Source organism: Paenibacillus sp. UNC496MF, from assembly GCF_900113915.1.
In the GTDB taxonomy this organism is placed as follows: domain Bacteria; phylum Bacillota; class Bacilli; order Paenibacillales; family Paenibacillaceae; genus Paenibacillus_Z; species Paenibacillus_Z artemisiicola.
The window spans coordinates 366,103-382,175 of record NZ_FORE01000011.1; the positions used below are offsets into that span (position 1 = coordinate 366,103).

Consider the following 16,073-nt stretch of genomic DNA (forward strand, 5'->3'; position numbering starts at 1 on the left):
TCGTCCGCGGCGTCAGCCGACGGTAATTCGGGGTGCAGGCTTATTTAACGTCTTGAAGCGGACCCCACGGAGCTGGTAAGGGCAGTTGCGAGAAACATCCGCTACTCCGCTGCCGGCTGCGGCTCTGCCGCCGGCGGTTGCTTCAACGCCGCCAGCGACGATTCGATCTCCGCGGTAAGCGTCGGATCGAGATATTGCGGCGCGGACCGCTTGGCCGGCGCGCTGAAGCGATTCATGGCCTCCAGCTCCGCTTCGATCAGCAGCACCCGCTCCTCCGCGCGGGCGAATCCTCTGACGATGCCGTCCGTCCGAAACGCCACGGCGCGCTGGTTCAGCTCCTTCAGGGAGCTGGCCACGTTCACGCGGGATTCGAGCAGCAGCCGGCGGTGCTGGTATTCCTCCGATTGCGCCTGCAGCTGGTCGATGCGCTCCTCCAGCACCTTCGTTTGTTCCTGAATCGCGCCGTACTGCTCGCGGTAAACGGCCAGCTTCCTCTCCTCCAGCAGCTTCTCCTGCAGCGCCAGCTTCGCGATCTGATCCTCGCCCCGGCTCACCGCGAGCCGCGCTTGGCGTTCCCGCTTCTCGGCCGCCGTCTCGGCATTCGCGATCAGCGCCGCTTGCCGTTTCTCGATGAACAGCTGGCGCGCCAACGCCCGCTGTCCTTTTTCCAGCTCGCCGCCGAATTCCCGCATGTATTGATTCACCATATGAAGCGGCTTCTCGCACTTGTCGATCAGCTCGTTGGTTTCGGCGAGAAACACATCCTTGACGCGCCTGAAGATTCCCATCTTACTTCGACTCCTTCGTTTGGTTTTGCTGCAATTCCCATTGGTCCAGGAAGTCCGAGGCCGACGGAATGCCGGCAAACCCGTTCGCCCCGTCCGCGACCCTCGCTCGTTTGCCTCGGCTGCTCATCCAGAACAAGAGCGCGCCGGCGAGCAGCAGCGCCCCGCCCGCCGCTATGCCGGGACCGATGCCATGCGCATGACCCCGCTCGATATGCGTGCCGCCCTCCCGAAGCATCGGCGCGATCGGCGGTACCGGAATGGCTGCGCCTGCACCGGGCGGCGGCGGCACAGCCGCGCCTTCGCCGCCTCTTATCTCGACCTTCACGCCGCCTGCAGGCCGGCCGGGCAACTCTTGATTCACCCTCACGACCTTCGTTACGTCACTCCCGCGCTCATGGGTCACCGTGCCGAAGCCGACTCCGACGGCCACGACGATGACGGATGCGAGCAGCGCTTTTTTGACCCAGGGTCTCATGCGACTCACGTTGGAATCATCCTTTCCTTTATGGGATTCTTGTCTCTACAGGACTTACTATAGGGAACGTTGGTAAAAGTACGGTAAAGGGCCAATGATTTCCCGCGAGCTTCGACTTGCGGAGCGCAAGGGCGGCATGGCTGCTTCGACCGCTACACGGGAAATTCCACCGAAAACGTGCTTCCTTTCCCGGGCGCGCTCTCAAGCACGACCGAACCCCGGTGGGCGACGACGATCTGTTTGGCAATCGCGAGTCCAAGCCCGGCGCTGCCTTCTTCGCGCGAACGATGCTTCTCGACCCGGTAGAACCGGTCGAAGATGCGCGACTGGTCCGTCTCGGCGATGCCGATGCCGCTGTCCCGGACGATGATTCGCCACTGCCTCGGGTTAGGGTCGAGCCCGACGTCGACCTTGCCTCCCTCGGGCGTGTATTTGATCGCGTTATCCAGCAGGATATAGACCAGCTGCTTCAGCCGCTCCGAATCGCCCTTCACGGTCAGCGCGTCCGGCAGCATCGTCCGCAGCGCGATTCCCTTCTTCTGCGCCACGCTTTCGAAGGCAAGCACCCACTGGCGCAGCTTCGGCACCATGTCGAACGCGGCCATCTCGAACTCGACCGAGCCGGCGTCGGACCGGGCCAGCATCAGGAGATCCCGCAGCATGCGGCTCATCCGGCCGATCTCTTCCTTCATATCCGATACGACTTCCTTCGAATACGGCGTGATGGTATCCGCGTTCTCCAGCTCGATCACTTCGAGGGACGTGTTCATGATGCTGAGCGGCGTTCTCAGCTCATGCGACGCATCCGCCAAAAATTGCTGCTGGTGCTTGAACGTTCGCTGAATCGGAATCATCGCTTTTTGGGACATCGCAGCGCTCAGCTTGACGGCCGCAATGATGAACACAATCAGGATCAGGATGAACACGAGGAGCAGATTCCGGAGGATATCCCAGTAAAACGTGACGTCCTTCGCCGCGTAGATCGTCGCCGGCCCGTTCGTCGTCATGATCGGATGCGCGCCTACGAAGAGCAGCCGGTCGTCCGTTCGGACCGTCATGGTCCCGACGCGCTGCGCCTCTTCGGGCTGCCAGCGCAGCCGGAACGCATCCCCGTCCGGCTGCCACTTCGCCATCCGCGCCCGATGGCGTTCGCTTAGCTCCGGGACGGCATCGCTCCCCGCGAGCGCTTGTCCGCGCTGATCCAGCACATAGTAGAAGTACAATTCGTCGCTGCGGCCGAACTCCAAATCGGGCACGACCACGCGGCCGTCCTCGGTCGCGTACAGGGTCGAACGGAGCGAGTCGGTCTGCTCCCGGTAGGCCATGAAGAGGAAGAACAGCGATACGATGATCGCGAACAGCGCCAAAAACAGCACGATGAGCCAGGTGTAGGTCATCGTGAGCTTCCGCTGCGTGTATTGGAACAAGTCGCGTTTCTTTCCTTTTTTAAGCGTCCATTTCAAACCGGTAGCCGACCCCCCTGATGCTGTGAATGACCGGTTCCCCCGCGGAATCGTCCAGCTTGTCCCGAAGCATCTTCACGGTGACGTCCACGTTCTTGTAGGAGACCTCGCTGCCGATCCCCCAGATGCGATCGAGAATCGCCTCTCGCGTCAGCACGTTTCCGGTGTTCCGCAGGAAGAAATCGAGCAGCTGGTACTCCCTCGGGCTCAGCGGAATCTCCGCGCCGTCCCGCGATAGCCGGCGCGAGGTGCGATCGAGCGCGAACCGCCCGAACGTCACGCTATCCGACTGCCTGGGGGCAAAGTTCCGCCGGGCCAGCACGCGAAGACGGGCGAGCAGCTCGTCCATCTCGAAGGGCTTGGTCAGATAGTCGTCGGCCCCCGCGTCGAGCCCGAAGATTTTATCCTGCAGCGCATCCTTCGCCGTCAAGAGCACGATCGCTTGCCCGTAATTGCCGCCGCGCAGCCGTTTGCAGACCTCGACCCCGTCCATGAGCGGCATCATCCAATCCAGGACGAGCACGTCGTACGCCGACCCTCGGGCATAATCGAGCGCATCCTCGCCGTTCTCCACCCAATCGACGTGGTAGCCGCCCTTTTTCTCCAGCATGTATTTGACGAGTTTGCCGAGCTTCTTATCGTCTTCCGCCAATAAAATATTCACGCGTACGCTCACCTTCGCTACCTTCGACTAATAGTTTATGATACCAAACAAACGGTAAAAGGTCGGTAAAAACCCCAAAAAAACAGCGGCAGCCGAAGACCGGAAATCAAGTCTCGGACTGACGCTGGCATCAGCGCTATAATCGAATGAATCCGCTAACGGACGATACGCGGGCGGCAAAGCGGCAGAGAAGGCAGAAACGGTCTATCTCAATCCCGCCTCCGCCAGTTTCTCGTCCAGCACCGCCTTTTGGCGCAAATGGTGCCTGCCGTGCATGCCGACCATCGCCAGCCACTCGCGGGCGTTGAGCCAGCCAAACCAGCCATGGCGCACCTTGCAGGCCGGATTCGCCTCCTGGACGCAATCCGCCCAATAAGCCAACCTCTCGAGCACGTGTTCCAGCCCGGCTCTGATCTCGTCCTTGCTCTCGGGGTTGCGCGTCGCGTTGGGCGGTTCCTCGAGCTTCACCCGAATATTGGGCCATGCTTGCTCCGCGAGCGCCTTCGCGCCGTCCGCCGTCTTGCCTTCGGACGATTCATGCGCCGCCTTGGCGCAGGTTTCCATATGGTCCATGTATTCTTTCGCCACTTCGATCACGTGGATATGCATTTGCCCGAGCGACCATACGTCTTCGTCGCATTTATAGCGCAATTGTTCGAGCGAATAACCGTCCAGGTTCCGCAGGTATTGCTGGATAACTGCCGTAGAATCGTTCATGAATTGATCCCCTCCCCGCTGATTTCGTCGATTCCTTCATTGTCCATCCCATGCCGCCGCGCAGCCCGCTCAATAAATCTTCTTCAACAGCGCGATCGCTTCCTCCAAGGTGAGGCCGAAGGTTTTGTAGTAGGCCGCGTCGCTTTCCATTTGCTTCAGGATCATTTCATCGCGGATGCTCCGCATCTTCTCGGGCGAAAACTCGGCGACGAAGCATCCTTTGCCGGTGACGGTGTGGATCAAGCCGCATCGCTCCAGCTCCTCCCAAGCTTTCTTGACGGTGATGACGCTCACGCGAAGCTCCAAGGCAGCCTGCCGGATAGGCGGGAGGACATAGCCGCTCGGAAGCTCGCCTCGCAAAATTTGCGCGCTGATCTGTTCGAATAACTGCTGGTAAATCGGTTTTTCCGACGCGTTCGAGATCGAGACGTTCATAGAAGTTCCACGTTGAGGAATCGTTTCGCCGCAACGCGGTAGGCAATCAGGGTGAAAATCGCAAAGATGGCGATGCCGGCGATCAGAATGAGGGCGTGAACCGCGAGATGATCCGCGACGGACACGTTGAAGACGTCGAACAGCGTCGGAATCTGAATGCCCAGCCATTGCGCGATGCCGGCGAATACCATCGCGGCCGCGACGGCCGTGCCGAGCGGCCCGCCGTATTTGTACGCCGTCTTGTAGTACATGGGGATGAAGACGAGGTTGAAGATCGCCATAATCACCATGCACAGTCCCCAGAAACCCATGGTCGGAGCGAAGAAATAGTACGTGATGTTCATGCTCGAGTAGACCAGATCGTGGATCAGACCGAAGATGACCGCGAATCCGACGTGCAGCATCTCCAGGATGATGATCACGGAGACCCTTGCTTTCACCATATCCGGCTTGGTTACGGGCATCATCGTCGTGAACAGCAAGTCGTTATGCGTCCTGAAGTTGCCGAATATGCCCGGGACCGATATCCAGAAAAAATACATCGGAACGATAAAATAGATCCAGCTCGGAATGAGCATTAACATCGCTAATAAAAACGGCATGACGAAAAAGATCGGCTGGATGCCTATTTTCAGCTTGGCGCCGTGGGACAAGGCGAGCGCGAGACTGTACTTGACTTTCATCCCCGTCGACAATTCCGCGACCTTCTTGTTCTCATCCAATTTGAACCGCCTCAGATAGCCGGAATAGGCGGCTTCGTCCCAATGCTTATAGAACCGCTTGATCGTATCGGTCAAGGTTTTGATCTTGCTGCGGGCATAAAATTCGATGCCGCCGAACGCGCAGCCGATCTCTTGTTTCAACTCGAGCTCGCGTTCGGCCATGTTCTTGCCCAGAATGCGGACCTCTCCGCCATCCGCGCGGATCATGTTCATCATCAATTTGATGGTGGTCGTTTTCCCCGCCCCGTTGGCGCCGATAAAGCCCATAATATACCCTTGCTCCAGCTGAAAAGAGACGTCCCTTAATTGAAATTGCGGATAGTGCTTCGTTAAGTTCCGAATGTCCAAGGCCAGCATATCACGTGCCTCCTCACATAATTGTGCATATCGTATATTCACAATATAACGCGCTGAAAAAAGGAAGTTAATGACATTTATGCTTAAGAAGCGCGATCTTCTTCAGTTCCCCGTATTGGCGGACCTAACAAAACCGGCAGATCTCTGCCGGTCCGATGGTCATAAGCTATGAGTCGCAATCGCTCTTGGTTGGCCGTCGACAACAAAAGTTTCGCCGCCGCTTCGGGCACGGATGCTTCCGCATAACCGGCTTACCGCGCGCTCGTTAATCCTTATTTCCGGGGTCATACAGCTTCTTCAACGTTACTCTTGCGGATTCGCCCTCGCTCTCCGGCCACGTATGCAATTTCCTGAAATCCGTGTTGTCCGTGATTTGATCGATGCTTCCGATCAACCGGCGGGCGGCAAGCCGTTGAATGTCCGGATCCGCGATTCGAGCGGCGATCAGGCTTGCGATTCGTTCGCCGTGCATGACGTTGAAGGGGCGATCGTAAAAGGGAGATGCCTCCTCGGGAACCGTCTCGGTAATTCCGAGCGCGTTATGCATCCGGGCTGCATGCGCGTAGGCTTGATTGAACGCCTGTTCGCGCGCTCGCCATGTCGCGGCCGTCTGGGCGGTCCACAGGCAGGGCGAGATGCGATCGGCGCACTTCAGCCGTTTGAATGCGGTACCCAACCACTTGGGATAGGGCGCATATCGACGCTCCATGAGGAAGCAGAGATGGATGAGATCGCGGACGAGTCGCGAAGCGATGATCGCGGAGCCGAGCTCGTCGCCGATGCAGCCCGCGCGCAGCATCAGATGCTCTTCTTGGCCGATTCGCTGCCAGGCGGAGGCGAGGAGATACAGCCAAACCTCGCGCGGATAGTAAGCGAACTGCTTGCGCATGGCGGAGAGTCGGCCATGATCGTCCCGGAACACGTCCCCCCTTGTGATTTCGAGCAGGGCCTGCGAAGGAAACGTCAGCCAGTCGAGGGGTTCGATGTCTCCCCTCATCCCCAGGCCATGCTCGATGAACCGCGGCACCGTTGTAATCACGGTCTTCCGAACGTCAACGGGAAAACCGCAGAATCTTTCAGGCGCCCGTTCGCGCAGCGCAGCCCGGATCGATTCCGCCTGCCCGAAATCGCCTTGGTCCAAAAACAGATAGACCCGGGGAACCCAGTCGTGATCCGCGGACATCTCCGTATCGTAGCCCAGCACTTCGCTGCCCGGTCCGAGCAGCGCCGACGAATACGGTACGCCTGCATAAGCGTCCTTCATGACCGGCTCAACGACTTCGAGATGAAATCGACGACATAACGCGACGCCCTTCATAAAAGCCATGCCTGCTTCCTCCATCCTCTTCTCCGTCTCCATCTCTATCACCAACTCCATCCACGCGAGATCGTATCGGCTCCTGCCATGATTTGACGCTGGAAGGAACCGATTCGTTGCGTTACGCGGCCCGTTAACCGAACAAAGGCAGCGGTCGTTTCCAGCCGGCCGGCGCGATTATTGCCCGGCTCTATGCGATTATTTCTCGGGTAATCGCAGCGTTCGACGGTTACGCTTCCGAAATTACGATAATTCTCGAATCGGTAAGCTTCTTGTCGTTTTTCCGCGCGAAACCCCCGTCCGGGCAAATAGCCCGCCGGGGGTTCCTGTATGGGATCTTATTCCAGCTTAAAGCAGCTCTTCGTTTATCGCAAGCCGCAGCGTCTTCACCTCGAACGGGCGGAACGCCAACCCGATGGCGTTCCCGTCGACGTCGAACGGCAGCTCGGCGATCGGTTCCTCCAGCATATTCGTTTCGCGGACCGCATGGAGAGGCACGTCCGCGCGCAGCGTGCAGGACACCGAAGCGCCCTTCGACTCGTACAGCCGGACGACCCAATCGCCCGATCCGTCCTCGGCGAGCTTGACGGTTTCGACGATGACGCTGCCGGCCTCCGTCTCGAAGAACGATCGGCGCGTCAGCCGCGCGCCGCCGCGCGCGACGGTCAGCGGCACGTTCAGCTCGTACGCTTCGCGAACCACGGGACTGTCGAAGAACGAGCCGTCCCAGAAGAGGAAGCCGTACGTAAAGACATGCGTGCCTTGGTCGGACGTTTCGTCCGGATAGGTCGGCGCCCGAAGCAGCGTCAGGCTCATCGTGCCGCCGTCGACGGAGATGCCGTACTTGCAGTCGTTCAGCAGCGCGAAGCCGCGGTTCGTCTCCGCGAGCGCGGACCACTTGTGCTGGCAGGCCTCGAACCGGTCCGCGTCATGCGGACGCGAGGCGTGATTCGGCCGCTTGACGTACCCGAACTGAATGTCCTGCATCGACTCGCCCGCATGCACGCGAACGGGAAAGTCCACCTTGAGCAGCTTGTTCGTTTCCTGCCAATGGACCGTCGTCCGGAACTCGACCCGACGGCTGCCGGCACCGACGCGGATCTCCTGGATCAGCGTCGACCGGTTCAACCGTCGCTCGACCCGCAGCGCCGCGAAGAGCGGACCGTTCGCCGCGACGGATACGGCCGCCGGCTCGTCCAGCTCCAGCCTCGCCATGCGATAGCGCCGGTCGATCTCCCACGCGTCGAAGTCGGACGGCTGATCGCGGTACATCCGCATGACGTTGCAGTTCCCGTCCGCCCATTCCGTTCCGGTCGCTTTGTCGACGATGCTGGCCAGCTCGCCCCGCTCGTTCACGACGATCGCGAGATATTCGTTCTCGAGGCGATTGCCCGAGGCCCGAACGGCCGGTTCCGGCGCGATGGCCGGCGACGCTTCCGGCGAAGTCTCTTCTTGCCGGACCGCATAGATGGCCCACCCCATGGACGGCGCCTCGACCTCGGCATAGCCGACGCCTTCGTGCCATTGAACCGGCAGGCTTCGTCCGGCCGCGTCCGAGATGCCCTTCGCGCCGCCCGGGAGCGCGACGAGTCCCTTCCTCGCCCACGACAGCGCATTGAATGCCGTCACGCCTGCACCGCCCGCGCCCGCAATCGTATTCCTCGCATCGGCGGCCAGTCCGTTCGCCTGCTCGTTCAACGCGGCGAGCGCGGCCTGCGCTTCTTCGTGGACGCGATGGATGGACGAGCCCGGCAGGATATCGTGGAACTGGTGCAGCAGCAAAATCTTCCACAACCGGTCCAGCTCCGCATACGGATACGCGCGCCGCTCGGCCAGCCGCGCGGCCGCCCCCCACAGCTCCGTCTCCCGCAGCGCGAGCTCCGCCAGCCGGTTCAGCTTCTTGATCGGCGCCTGCGACGTGTACGTACCCCGGTGCGCCGGATAGTACAGCTCGCCGACGTAGGTCGCGACCGGATCTTGGCGCTTGGCTGCGTCTTCGAAGAACGCGATCGGCGAACCGTGCTTCGTGCGGGGTACGCCCTCCAGGTTCTCGAGCCGCCGCATGAATTCCAGGTCGTCCCGGTTCGCGCCCCCGCCTCCGTCGCCGTGCCCGAACTGCGTCAGCCGGGTCGCGATGCCGTCTTTCTGCGCGCGGTCGTTCCACTGGCTGATCAGGAAAGACGGGGTGATCCGAATCGGATAGTTCGCCCCGTAATCGAGCAGGTGGGACAGGATGCGAGTGCCGTCGATCCCTTCCCAGTAGAACGTGTTGTAGGGAAACGGATCCCCGGCGTTATCGTACGTATTGAACATCTTGACGGAAGCGAAATAGCGAAGACCGCAGCCCTTCATGATTTGCGGCATATTGCCGGAGTAGCCGAAGACGTCCGGCAGCCAGAGCATCTCGTTGTCCTTGCCGAACTCCTCCCGGAAGAACCGCTTGCCGTGCATCGCCTGGCGGATCAAGCTTTCGCCGCCCGGAAGGTTCGTGTCCGGCTCCACCCACATGCCGCCCTCGGGGATGATCCGGCCTTCCGCGACGGCCCGCTTCATGCGGCCGTACAATTCCGGATACAGCTCCTTCGCCGTTTGGAACAAGTACGGCTGGCTTTGGACGTACCGGTACTCCGGGTACTCTTCCATGAGCGCCAGTTGATTCGAAATCGTGCGGGCGATCTTGCGCTTCGTCTCCTGAATCGGCCAGAGCCAGGCGATATCCAGGTGGGATTGTCCCATCATATGCAGCAGCGGCGACGTCGATCCGTTCACGCAAGCCAGCAGGGGCTTCATAATGTCCCGGCAGCGCTTCGCATTGTCCGCCATGGCTTCGCCGCTCAGGCTCCAATCGAAGACGGCGAACACTTGCGTCAGGCAGCGGTCGATCTCCGCGACGCGAAGCGAGTCGGGATCGATATGATTGCGCAGGTCGTACAGGCATTCCAGATCGAGGAAGAACTGATAGACGTCCTCTTCGAAGACGCAAATCCGCGATTCGCCGAACGTCGGGCATACGCCCGCATGTCCGGCGTACGCTTCCGCGACGATCTCGAACCGTTCGCCCGCGCGCGCGCCGCGCGTCAGCGTGAGGTCGCGGTGCTGAAGATCCATGGCGCCGCGCACGGCGCCGTTGACGTACACCGTCGCTTCCGAACCGTAATCGAGCACGGCCGCAAGCCGTTTGCCCGCGGCCTCCTCCGGCACCGCGAACGACGCGCGAAACCAGCCGTACGTCCAATCCCCGCCCCACCGTTCGCCCGGAGCGATCGGCCCGAACGGCCTTCCCGCCAATTCGCCGATCGACAGCTGCTCCCGGGTCGCGAATCCGTCGAATGCCAGCCCGGCGATCTTCGTGAACAGCAGCCGGTCCTTCTTCTGCAGCAGCTTAGCGACATGAAATACAATCTCTTTGGTTCGATTCAACGTGTCTGCTCCTCGCTTATGAATTCATCGCAGCCGTTCGAATGCCGCCGATCCGAACCGTGGCCAAGCCCTGTACCGAGCGGCATATGGCCTTTGATTCCGCCATGGTAGCCGTCTACGAAATACGCTTTGCTCATCCCACTCCAACTCCTTCAAGACGCTTGCGGCAGCGGCCGCTCCCGGTACGATACGACCGGGAGCGGCCGCTGCCGCTTCTTTCTAGGAAGCATGCCTGACGTTAAGAAGACGATTTCGCGTTTGCGCCGTCTTGAGCAGGGACGAGCCCGAGGCGCGGATCGGCCAAATCCAGCTTGTACATGAGCTGGTTGTAGTTGTACCGCGGCGTCGGCGGATGATCGGTGTAGGTGTTGGTATACGTCGCCTCGAAATAGATCGTCCGTCCGCCGTTCTTGGCGAAGACCGCGTGCTGGGCCGGGTTGTAGAACGTGTAGTTGTTATGCGTCACGATCTTCGCCGCCTTCGTCCAAGGTCCTTGCGGCGACGGAGCCGCGGCGACCCAAAGCTCGCCCAGCAGCGACGTCTTGCCGAACTTCTGCTGCGCGATCATGACGTATTGCTTCAGGTAATCGTTCCATTCAACCGAGCTTTGGGCAAGCTGCACCTCTTCGCCGTCGGCCGCGCTCTTCAGCTGGTAGTAATGCGGGTCGTCGTTCTTGATCAAGCCGAGCCCGATCAGCTCCTTCTCCTGGTCCTGCGAGATCATCGGCGTGTTCTTCTTCCAGCCCCAGACCAGACGGCCGTCCGCATCGCGGTCGAGCTTCGTGTTCGCGCCGTCGTACCGCGACCCGGGAGCGAGGCACGTGAACGATTCCCACTGCGTGTAATCCAGTACCGCGCTCAGCTTCGACTCCACCCGCAGGTTCGGGAATTGATGCTCGGTGAACACCCAGTAGCCTTTGCCGTTCTCCTCGTAATACGTCGCCAGGCCGTCCTCGCCGGCGTGGCGCCAATCGTTCATGTCCTTGGACGGGAAGTCCGCGACCGGTTCGAACTGCTGCTTCTTGTCGTCGAACATCAGGATGCCGTATGCCCGCGTCTCGGGCGCATGGGTGCTGTAAGGAGCCAACAGCCGCTCCTTGCCCTTGTCGTCCTTGACCGTCATCAGCCCGAATACCCAGGCGATGTTGGCGCCGTCGGGCAGCGGCGGCACGAGGCTCTTGACCGAGCCGTCGTCGTTGGTGATGTACTGGAGATCGACGCCGGCATCCGGATCGAGCCCGCCTTGGCCCGGCAGCTTCGACGTCGCGCCCGTGACGCGGAAATTGCCGAGCGGGTAGCTTGGCCGGTCCGTATCGCCCCAGAACCAGTACAGCCGGTTGTTATACACGATCGTCTGCACGGAATCCTGCCCCATGACTTGGCCGTTCAGCAGCGGTTCCTTGATCGGCGCCGGCAGGCCGAGCAGCGCGCTGTCCCGGTAGATGCCCTCGCCGGTGACGCGATACAGCCGTTCGGCGACGTTCAGCCGCGTCATCTGCAGCGTCGCGCTTCCGCCCGGGGTCACGTCCACGGCCGTGCCGTTGTAGCCGAAGCCGTCCTTCGGATATTCGTAGCCGTCGCTCGCGAGATGGAAGAACACCCTCTGATTCATGAGCCCCGGCTCGTCGAACGCGACGACGCCGGCGCTGTCCGTGTAAAACGAGATGCTGTTCGTCGTTCTCAGCTCGACGAGCGGGATGCCCCTGCCCGTCGCCGAATCGACGACCTTGATCATGAACGGCGCGTTCTTGTCCGGCGCCGGCTTCGCCAGGGACATCCCCGGCATCATCATCGAGACGAGCAGCACCAACGCCATTAGCCCTGCCAACTTCCCTCTTCCCGCTTTCATCTTCATTCCTCCTGATTCTTCGATTACCGCAAGCGAAGCTCGCGAGCGAACCTTGCTCTGAACCTTGGAGCTTATCTTGGAGCGGATCCTTGATGCATGACTTGGAGCAGTTGCCAAGAACAGTTGCTTAGCGCAGTTAAATAGTTACATAGAGCGGCTGTTTAGACGTTTGCAAGGACAACTTACTTAACCCCGTTCATTCAAAGCGATCACTTGGAAACGACCCGCTTGGCGGCATCGTTGTAAATCCGCAGTACTTTATCGAGGTCGCCCATGCCTTTCACCTTGGCGATGAATTTATCCCAGTCGGCGAAGCTTGCCTTGCCGGCGACGAATTTGGACTCTTGTTCCAAAATATACGTTTTGATCGGCGTCATCACTTCCGAGATCTGCTGGCTCTCGGCCTGCGTGAATTGGAGCGTCGGCGCGGTATACGAAGAAGGCACGTAGTCGTTATTCGGCATCGGCAGGCTGCGCAGGTACGGCGATTTCTCGATCGGCGATTCCTCGTACTTGCCGTTGAAATACGTATAGTCCATGGCGGCGAAGTCCACGAAGGCCTTCGAATCGGCCGCGATCTGCAGACCCGGCGAATAGTGCTTGCTCGCGCGAATGCCGTATTTGTCGCCGACCACCCAAGGATCGTCCGCGTTTTTGAATTCGTCCGTGAAGGTCGGGTTGCCGTCCTTGTCCAGCGTGTAGGATTTGCCTTCCTGTCCCCACGTGATCAGCCGGATGATCTCGGGATCGTACTGCAGGTCGATGAATTTAATGAGATCCTCCGGATTCTTCACGTCGGCGTTGATGCAGAACGTGGCCCATCCGAGGTCCGGCGTGTTGCCGTTCGCGACGTTCTGCCAGGACTTGCCGTACTTCGGATTGTCGGGGTACAGCGACACGGCGAAGATCTTGCCGTCGGCCGCCGTTCGGGTGTAGTTGCCCGGGTCCGTGAACCACTGCGCCAGCCAGATGAAGTTGTCCCCGTTCAGCGCCTTCTGCTTCAGCGTATCGTCCGTATCGGTCAGGTACTCCGGATCCAGCAGCTTCTCGTCGTACAGCTTATGGGCAAACTCCAGCGCTTCCCGGAATCCCGGCTGGAAGACGCCGTACGTGTACTGGCTGCCGTCCCAGTAGATGTCGTCCACGACGTGGTTCGCGTTGAACAGCGACCTGAGATCGTTCCATCTCGTGTTGATCGGGTACTTGTCCGGATACAGCTCCTTCAGCTTCTTCGCCGCGGCGTACAGCTCGTCCAGCGTGGACGGGATCTGGATCTTGTCCTGCTGGAACAGGTCGTACCGGTACGACGACACGTTCTGAATCAGCATCCCGGTATCCTTCGGAAAGCGCGGCAGCGACGTTTCTTTGAAATAGTACATTTTGCCGTCGGCGTTCGTGACCTGCGCCGTGCCGTTCTTCACCTGGCTCAAGTAATTCAGGTAATTGGGCATATCGTCCTTGTACTGGCTGAGGTCGAGGATCTGGCCGTTCTTCACCATCTCGGACGTGTCGTAGAAGAGCGGCGTCGCGAAGAAGTCCGGCAAGTTATCGCTCGCGATCATCAGCTTGACCTTCTGGTCGTAATCGGAAGACGGAATGTAGTCCCATTTGATGTCGATTTTCTTGCCCATTTTCTGCTCCATCAGCTTCAGCCATTCTTGCTGGATGGGGCTCTTCGTGTTGTCCACGCCGTTGGCCGAGAGCGCGACCGTAAAGCTCAGCGTCCCGCCGCTTGTCGAAGCCTTATTCGTGGATGACGGGTCGGTTTGATTCGCTGCGTTGTTTCCCTTGTTGCCGTTATTGCCGTCGCTGCAACCCGCCGCCAGAATGACGGAGGCGCAGATCGTCGAGACGACGCCCAGTTTTGCTGCTTTCGAATTCATGCTTATCCCCCAATTGGTATGGATTTTGATAAGAGGCTGAATGGCTATGATGACGATGCGAACAACGACCGATGCTCAGGCGCCTCCAATCCACGGTCCGTGTGTTCTTCGCATGCGGTCCATCCGGGCGGCCGGCTAGCCTTTAATCGAGCCGACGAACATGCCTTTGGTGAAATACTTCTGGAAGAACGGGTAAATGATCATGATCGGGAACATGGTGATGACGATGACGGCCATGCGGATGGACTTCGGGTCCATCAAGGAGCCCGGCGAATTGATGGCCACGTTGCTGGCCCCCACCCTGCCCTGGATCGCGTTGGAATCCAGCGTGAACAGATAGTTGCGGAGCACCATCTGCAGCGGATACTTCGCCTGATCCTGCAGATAGATCAGCGCCTCGAACCAGCTGTTCCAGCTGCCCACGATGCCGAACAAGGCGAAGGTGGCCAGCAGCGGCTTCGATAGGGGAAGAATGATCCGGAACAGAACCACGACTTCGTTGGCGCCGTCGATCAGCGCCGCGTCCTTCAGCTCGGACGGAATATTCGCGAAGAACGTCCGGAACAGGAACACGTTATAGGCGCCGACCGCGCCCGGAATGATCATGACCCAAAACGAATCGAGCAGATGCAGATTGCGGATCAGCAAGTAGGTCGGGATAAGGCCGCCGCCGAAGAACATCGTGATCATCAGAAAAACGTTCAGGAATTTCTTGCCGATAAAGCCGGGAATGGTAAGCGGATACGCCATCAAGGACGTAAACAGCAGCATGACGAACGTCGAGCCGAGCGCGTACCCGATGGAATTGAGATAGCCCGTGAAGATCAAGCGATCTTTGAAAATATCCGTATACGCCTTGAACTCGAAGCCGAGCGGCCAGATCGTCACGCTGCCCTTGGCCACGTAACGCGCGCCGCTCAAGGACGTGGCGATAATGTTGAACACCGGGTACAGCACCGCGACCAAGATCAGCACCATGATGAAGATGTTAAGCACGTCGAACATTCTGGAGCCGAGGCTTTCTTTCCTCATAGCTCTCCCCCCTTAAAACAAGCTCGTATCCGAAACCTTGCGGCTGATCCAATTCGTAATGAACAGAATGACAAAGGAGATCACGGACATGAACAGCCCGATCGCGGTCGTGTACGCGTATTGCGCTCCCAAGATCCCTTGCCGGTAGACGTAAGATCCGATGACGTCCGCCACGCTGTACGTCGCGGGATTATACAGCAGGATGACTTTCTGGAAGTCCGTGCCCAGCACCCCGCCCATGGCGAAGATGAGCAGGATGACGGTCGTCGGCCGAATGGACGGCCAGGTGACGTGCCGGACCTTCTTCCATCTCCCCGCGCCGTCGACGTCGGCGACGTCGTAGAGCGACGGATCGATGCCGCTCATCGCGGCCAGATAGATGATCGCGCCGAACCCGACTCCCTGCCAGATTCCCGACGAGATGAAGATCGTCCGGAACCAGCCCGGATCGAGCAGGAACGAGACCGCCTCTCCGCCGAAATGCGTAATCACATGGTTGACGAAGCCGTCCCGCGCCGTGTAGATCTTGATCAAGCCCGCGACGATGACGACCGAAATAAAATGCGGGAAGTACGAAACCGTTTGCACGAGTTTTTTGAAGCGCTTACTTTTCAGCTCGTTAAACAGCAGCGCAAGCACGATCGGCGCCGGAAACGACCAAAACAAGGAGTATAAGCCGAGCAGCAGCGTGTTCTTCAATACGCTGAAGGCCATGGGGTCGTGAAAGAACGTTTTGAAATACTTCAAGCCGACCCACGAGCTTCCCATAATGCCCTGCGCGGCGCTGAAATCTTTGAACGCGATCAGAATGCCGTACATCGGAAAGTAATTGAAAATCAGCACGGTCAAAAATCCGGGCAGCACCATCAGGTACAGATAGCGATGCCGCCACATCCGCGTTCGCATGCTTCGATCGTTAGCCTGCAATGAAAACACTCCTTTTTGCCAAA

The 16,073-nt window shown here is 59.5% G+C and carries 14 protein-coding genes and 1 pseudogene; all 15 read right to left on the minus strand.

Going from position 1 to position 16,073, the window contains the following annotated elements; genetic code table 11:
• Positions 1 to 101: 101 nt before the first annotated feature.
• The gene (locus tag BMZ79_RS21220) at positions 102 to 788 is read right to left on the minus strand and encodes a PspA/IM30 family protein (protein WP_090643462.1); all 687 of its coding nucleotides are present in this window, start codon (positions 786 to 788) and stop codon (positions 102 to 104) included.
• Position 789: 1 nt separating this feature from the next.
• Positions 790 to 1,272: a hypothetical protein gene (locus BMZ79_RS21225; RefSeq protein ID WP_143089017.1), complete on the minus strand. Its 483-nt coding sequence runs from the start codon at positions 1,270 to 1,272 to the stop codon at positions 790 to 792.
• 143 nt (positions 1,273 to 1,415) lie between these two features.
• Positions 1,416 to 2,726 carry a sensor histidine kinase gene (locus BMZ79_RS21230; protein WP_256252932.1) on the minus strand — a complete coding sequence of 437 codons (1,311 nt, stop codon included), beginning with the start codon at positions 2,724 to 2,726 and terminating at the stop codon, positions 1,416 to 1,418.
• Entirely contained in the window at positions 2,710 to 3,390 is a 681-nt protein-coding gene (locus BMZ79_RS21235; protein ID WP_090643467.1) for a response regulator transcription factor, read from the minus strand. The genes BMZ79_RS21230 and BMZ79_RS21235 overlap by 17 nt, the downstream gene beginning before the upstream one ends.
• Positions 3,391 to 3,594: 204 nt before the next feature.
• Positions 3,595 to 4,107 carry a DinB family protein gene (locus BMZ79_RS21240; protein ID WP_090643469.1) on the minus strand — a complete coding sequence of 171 codons (513 nt, stop codon included), beginning with the start codon at positions 4,105 to 4,107 and terminating at the stop codon, positions 3,595 to 3,597.
• A gap of 69 nt (positions 4,108 to 4,176) precedes the next feature.
• Positions 4,177 to 4,542, minus strand: a complete 366-nt coding sequence (locus tag BMZ79_RS21245) for a GntR family transcriptional regulator (protein ID WP_090643472.1) — start codon at positions 4,540 to 4,542, stop codon at positions 4,177 to 4,179.
• The gene (locus BMZ79_RS34375; protein ID WP_256252941.1) at positions 4,539 to 5,144 is read right to left on the minus strand and encodes an ABC-2 transporter permease; all 606 of its coding nucleotides are present in this window, start codon (positions 5,142 to 5,144) and stop codon (positions 4,539 to 4,541) included. The genes BMZ79_RS21245 and BMZ79_RS34375 overlap by 4 nt, the downstream gene beginning before the upstream one ends.
• A gap of 12 nt (positions 5,145 to 5,156) precedes the next feature.
• Positions 5,157 to 5,621: pseudogene (locus BMZ79_RS35220) on the minus strand (ATP-binding cassette domain-containing protein); the annotation flags it as partial.
• A gap of 265 nt (positions 5,622 to 5,886) precedes the next feature.
• Entirely contained in the window at positions 5,887 to 6,948 is a 1,062-nt protein-coding gene (locus BMZ79_RS21255) for a DUF4037 domain-containing protein (RefSeq protein WP_090643630.1), read from the minus strand.
• Between the two features lie 339 nt (positions 6,949 to 7,287).
• Positions 7,288 to 10,359 (minus strand): alpha-mannosidase, encoded by a 3,072-nt coding sequence (locus BMZ79_RS21260; protein WP_090643477.1) that lies wholly within the window; start codon positions 10,357 to 10,359, stop codon positions 7,288 to 7,290.
• Complete coding sequence (locus tag BMZ79_RS34385; protein WP_177222253.1) at positions 10,356 to 10,496, minus strand: hypothetical protein; 141 nt, start codon at positions 10,494 to 10,496, stop codon at positions 10,356 to 10,358. Before BMZ79_RS34385 ends, BMZ79_RS21260 begins: the two co-directional genes overlap by 4 nt.
• Positions 10,497 to 10,597: 101 nt before the next feature.
• Positions 10,598 to 12,208: a hypothetical protein gene (locus BMZ79_RS21265; protein ID WP_090643480.1), complete on the minus strand. Its 1,611-nt coding sequence runs from the start codon at positions 12,206 to 12,208 to the stop codon at positions 10,598 to 10,600.
• Between the two features lie 209 nt (positions 12,209 to 12,417).
• Entirely contained in the window at positions 12,418 to 14,091 is a 1,674-nt protein-coding gene (locus BMZ79_RS21270; RefSeq protein ID WP_090643482.1) for an extracellular solute-binding protein, read from the minus strand.
• 135 nt (positions 14,092 to 14,226) lie between these two features.
• Entirely contained in the window at positions 14,227 to 15,123 is an 897-nt protein-coding gene (locus BMZ79_RS21275; RefSeq protein WP_090643484.1) for a carbohydrate ABC transporter permease, read from the minus strand.
• Positions 15,124 to 15,135: 12 nt separating this feature from the next.
• The gene (locus BMZ79_RS21280; RefSeq protein WP_090643486.1) at positions 15,136 to 16,029 is read right to left on the minus strand and encodes an ABC transporter permease; all 894 of its coding nucleotides are present in this window, start codon (positions 16,027 to 16,029) and stop codon (positions 15,136 to 15,138) included.
• Positions 16,030 to 16,073: the final 44 nt, after the last annotated feature.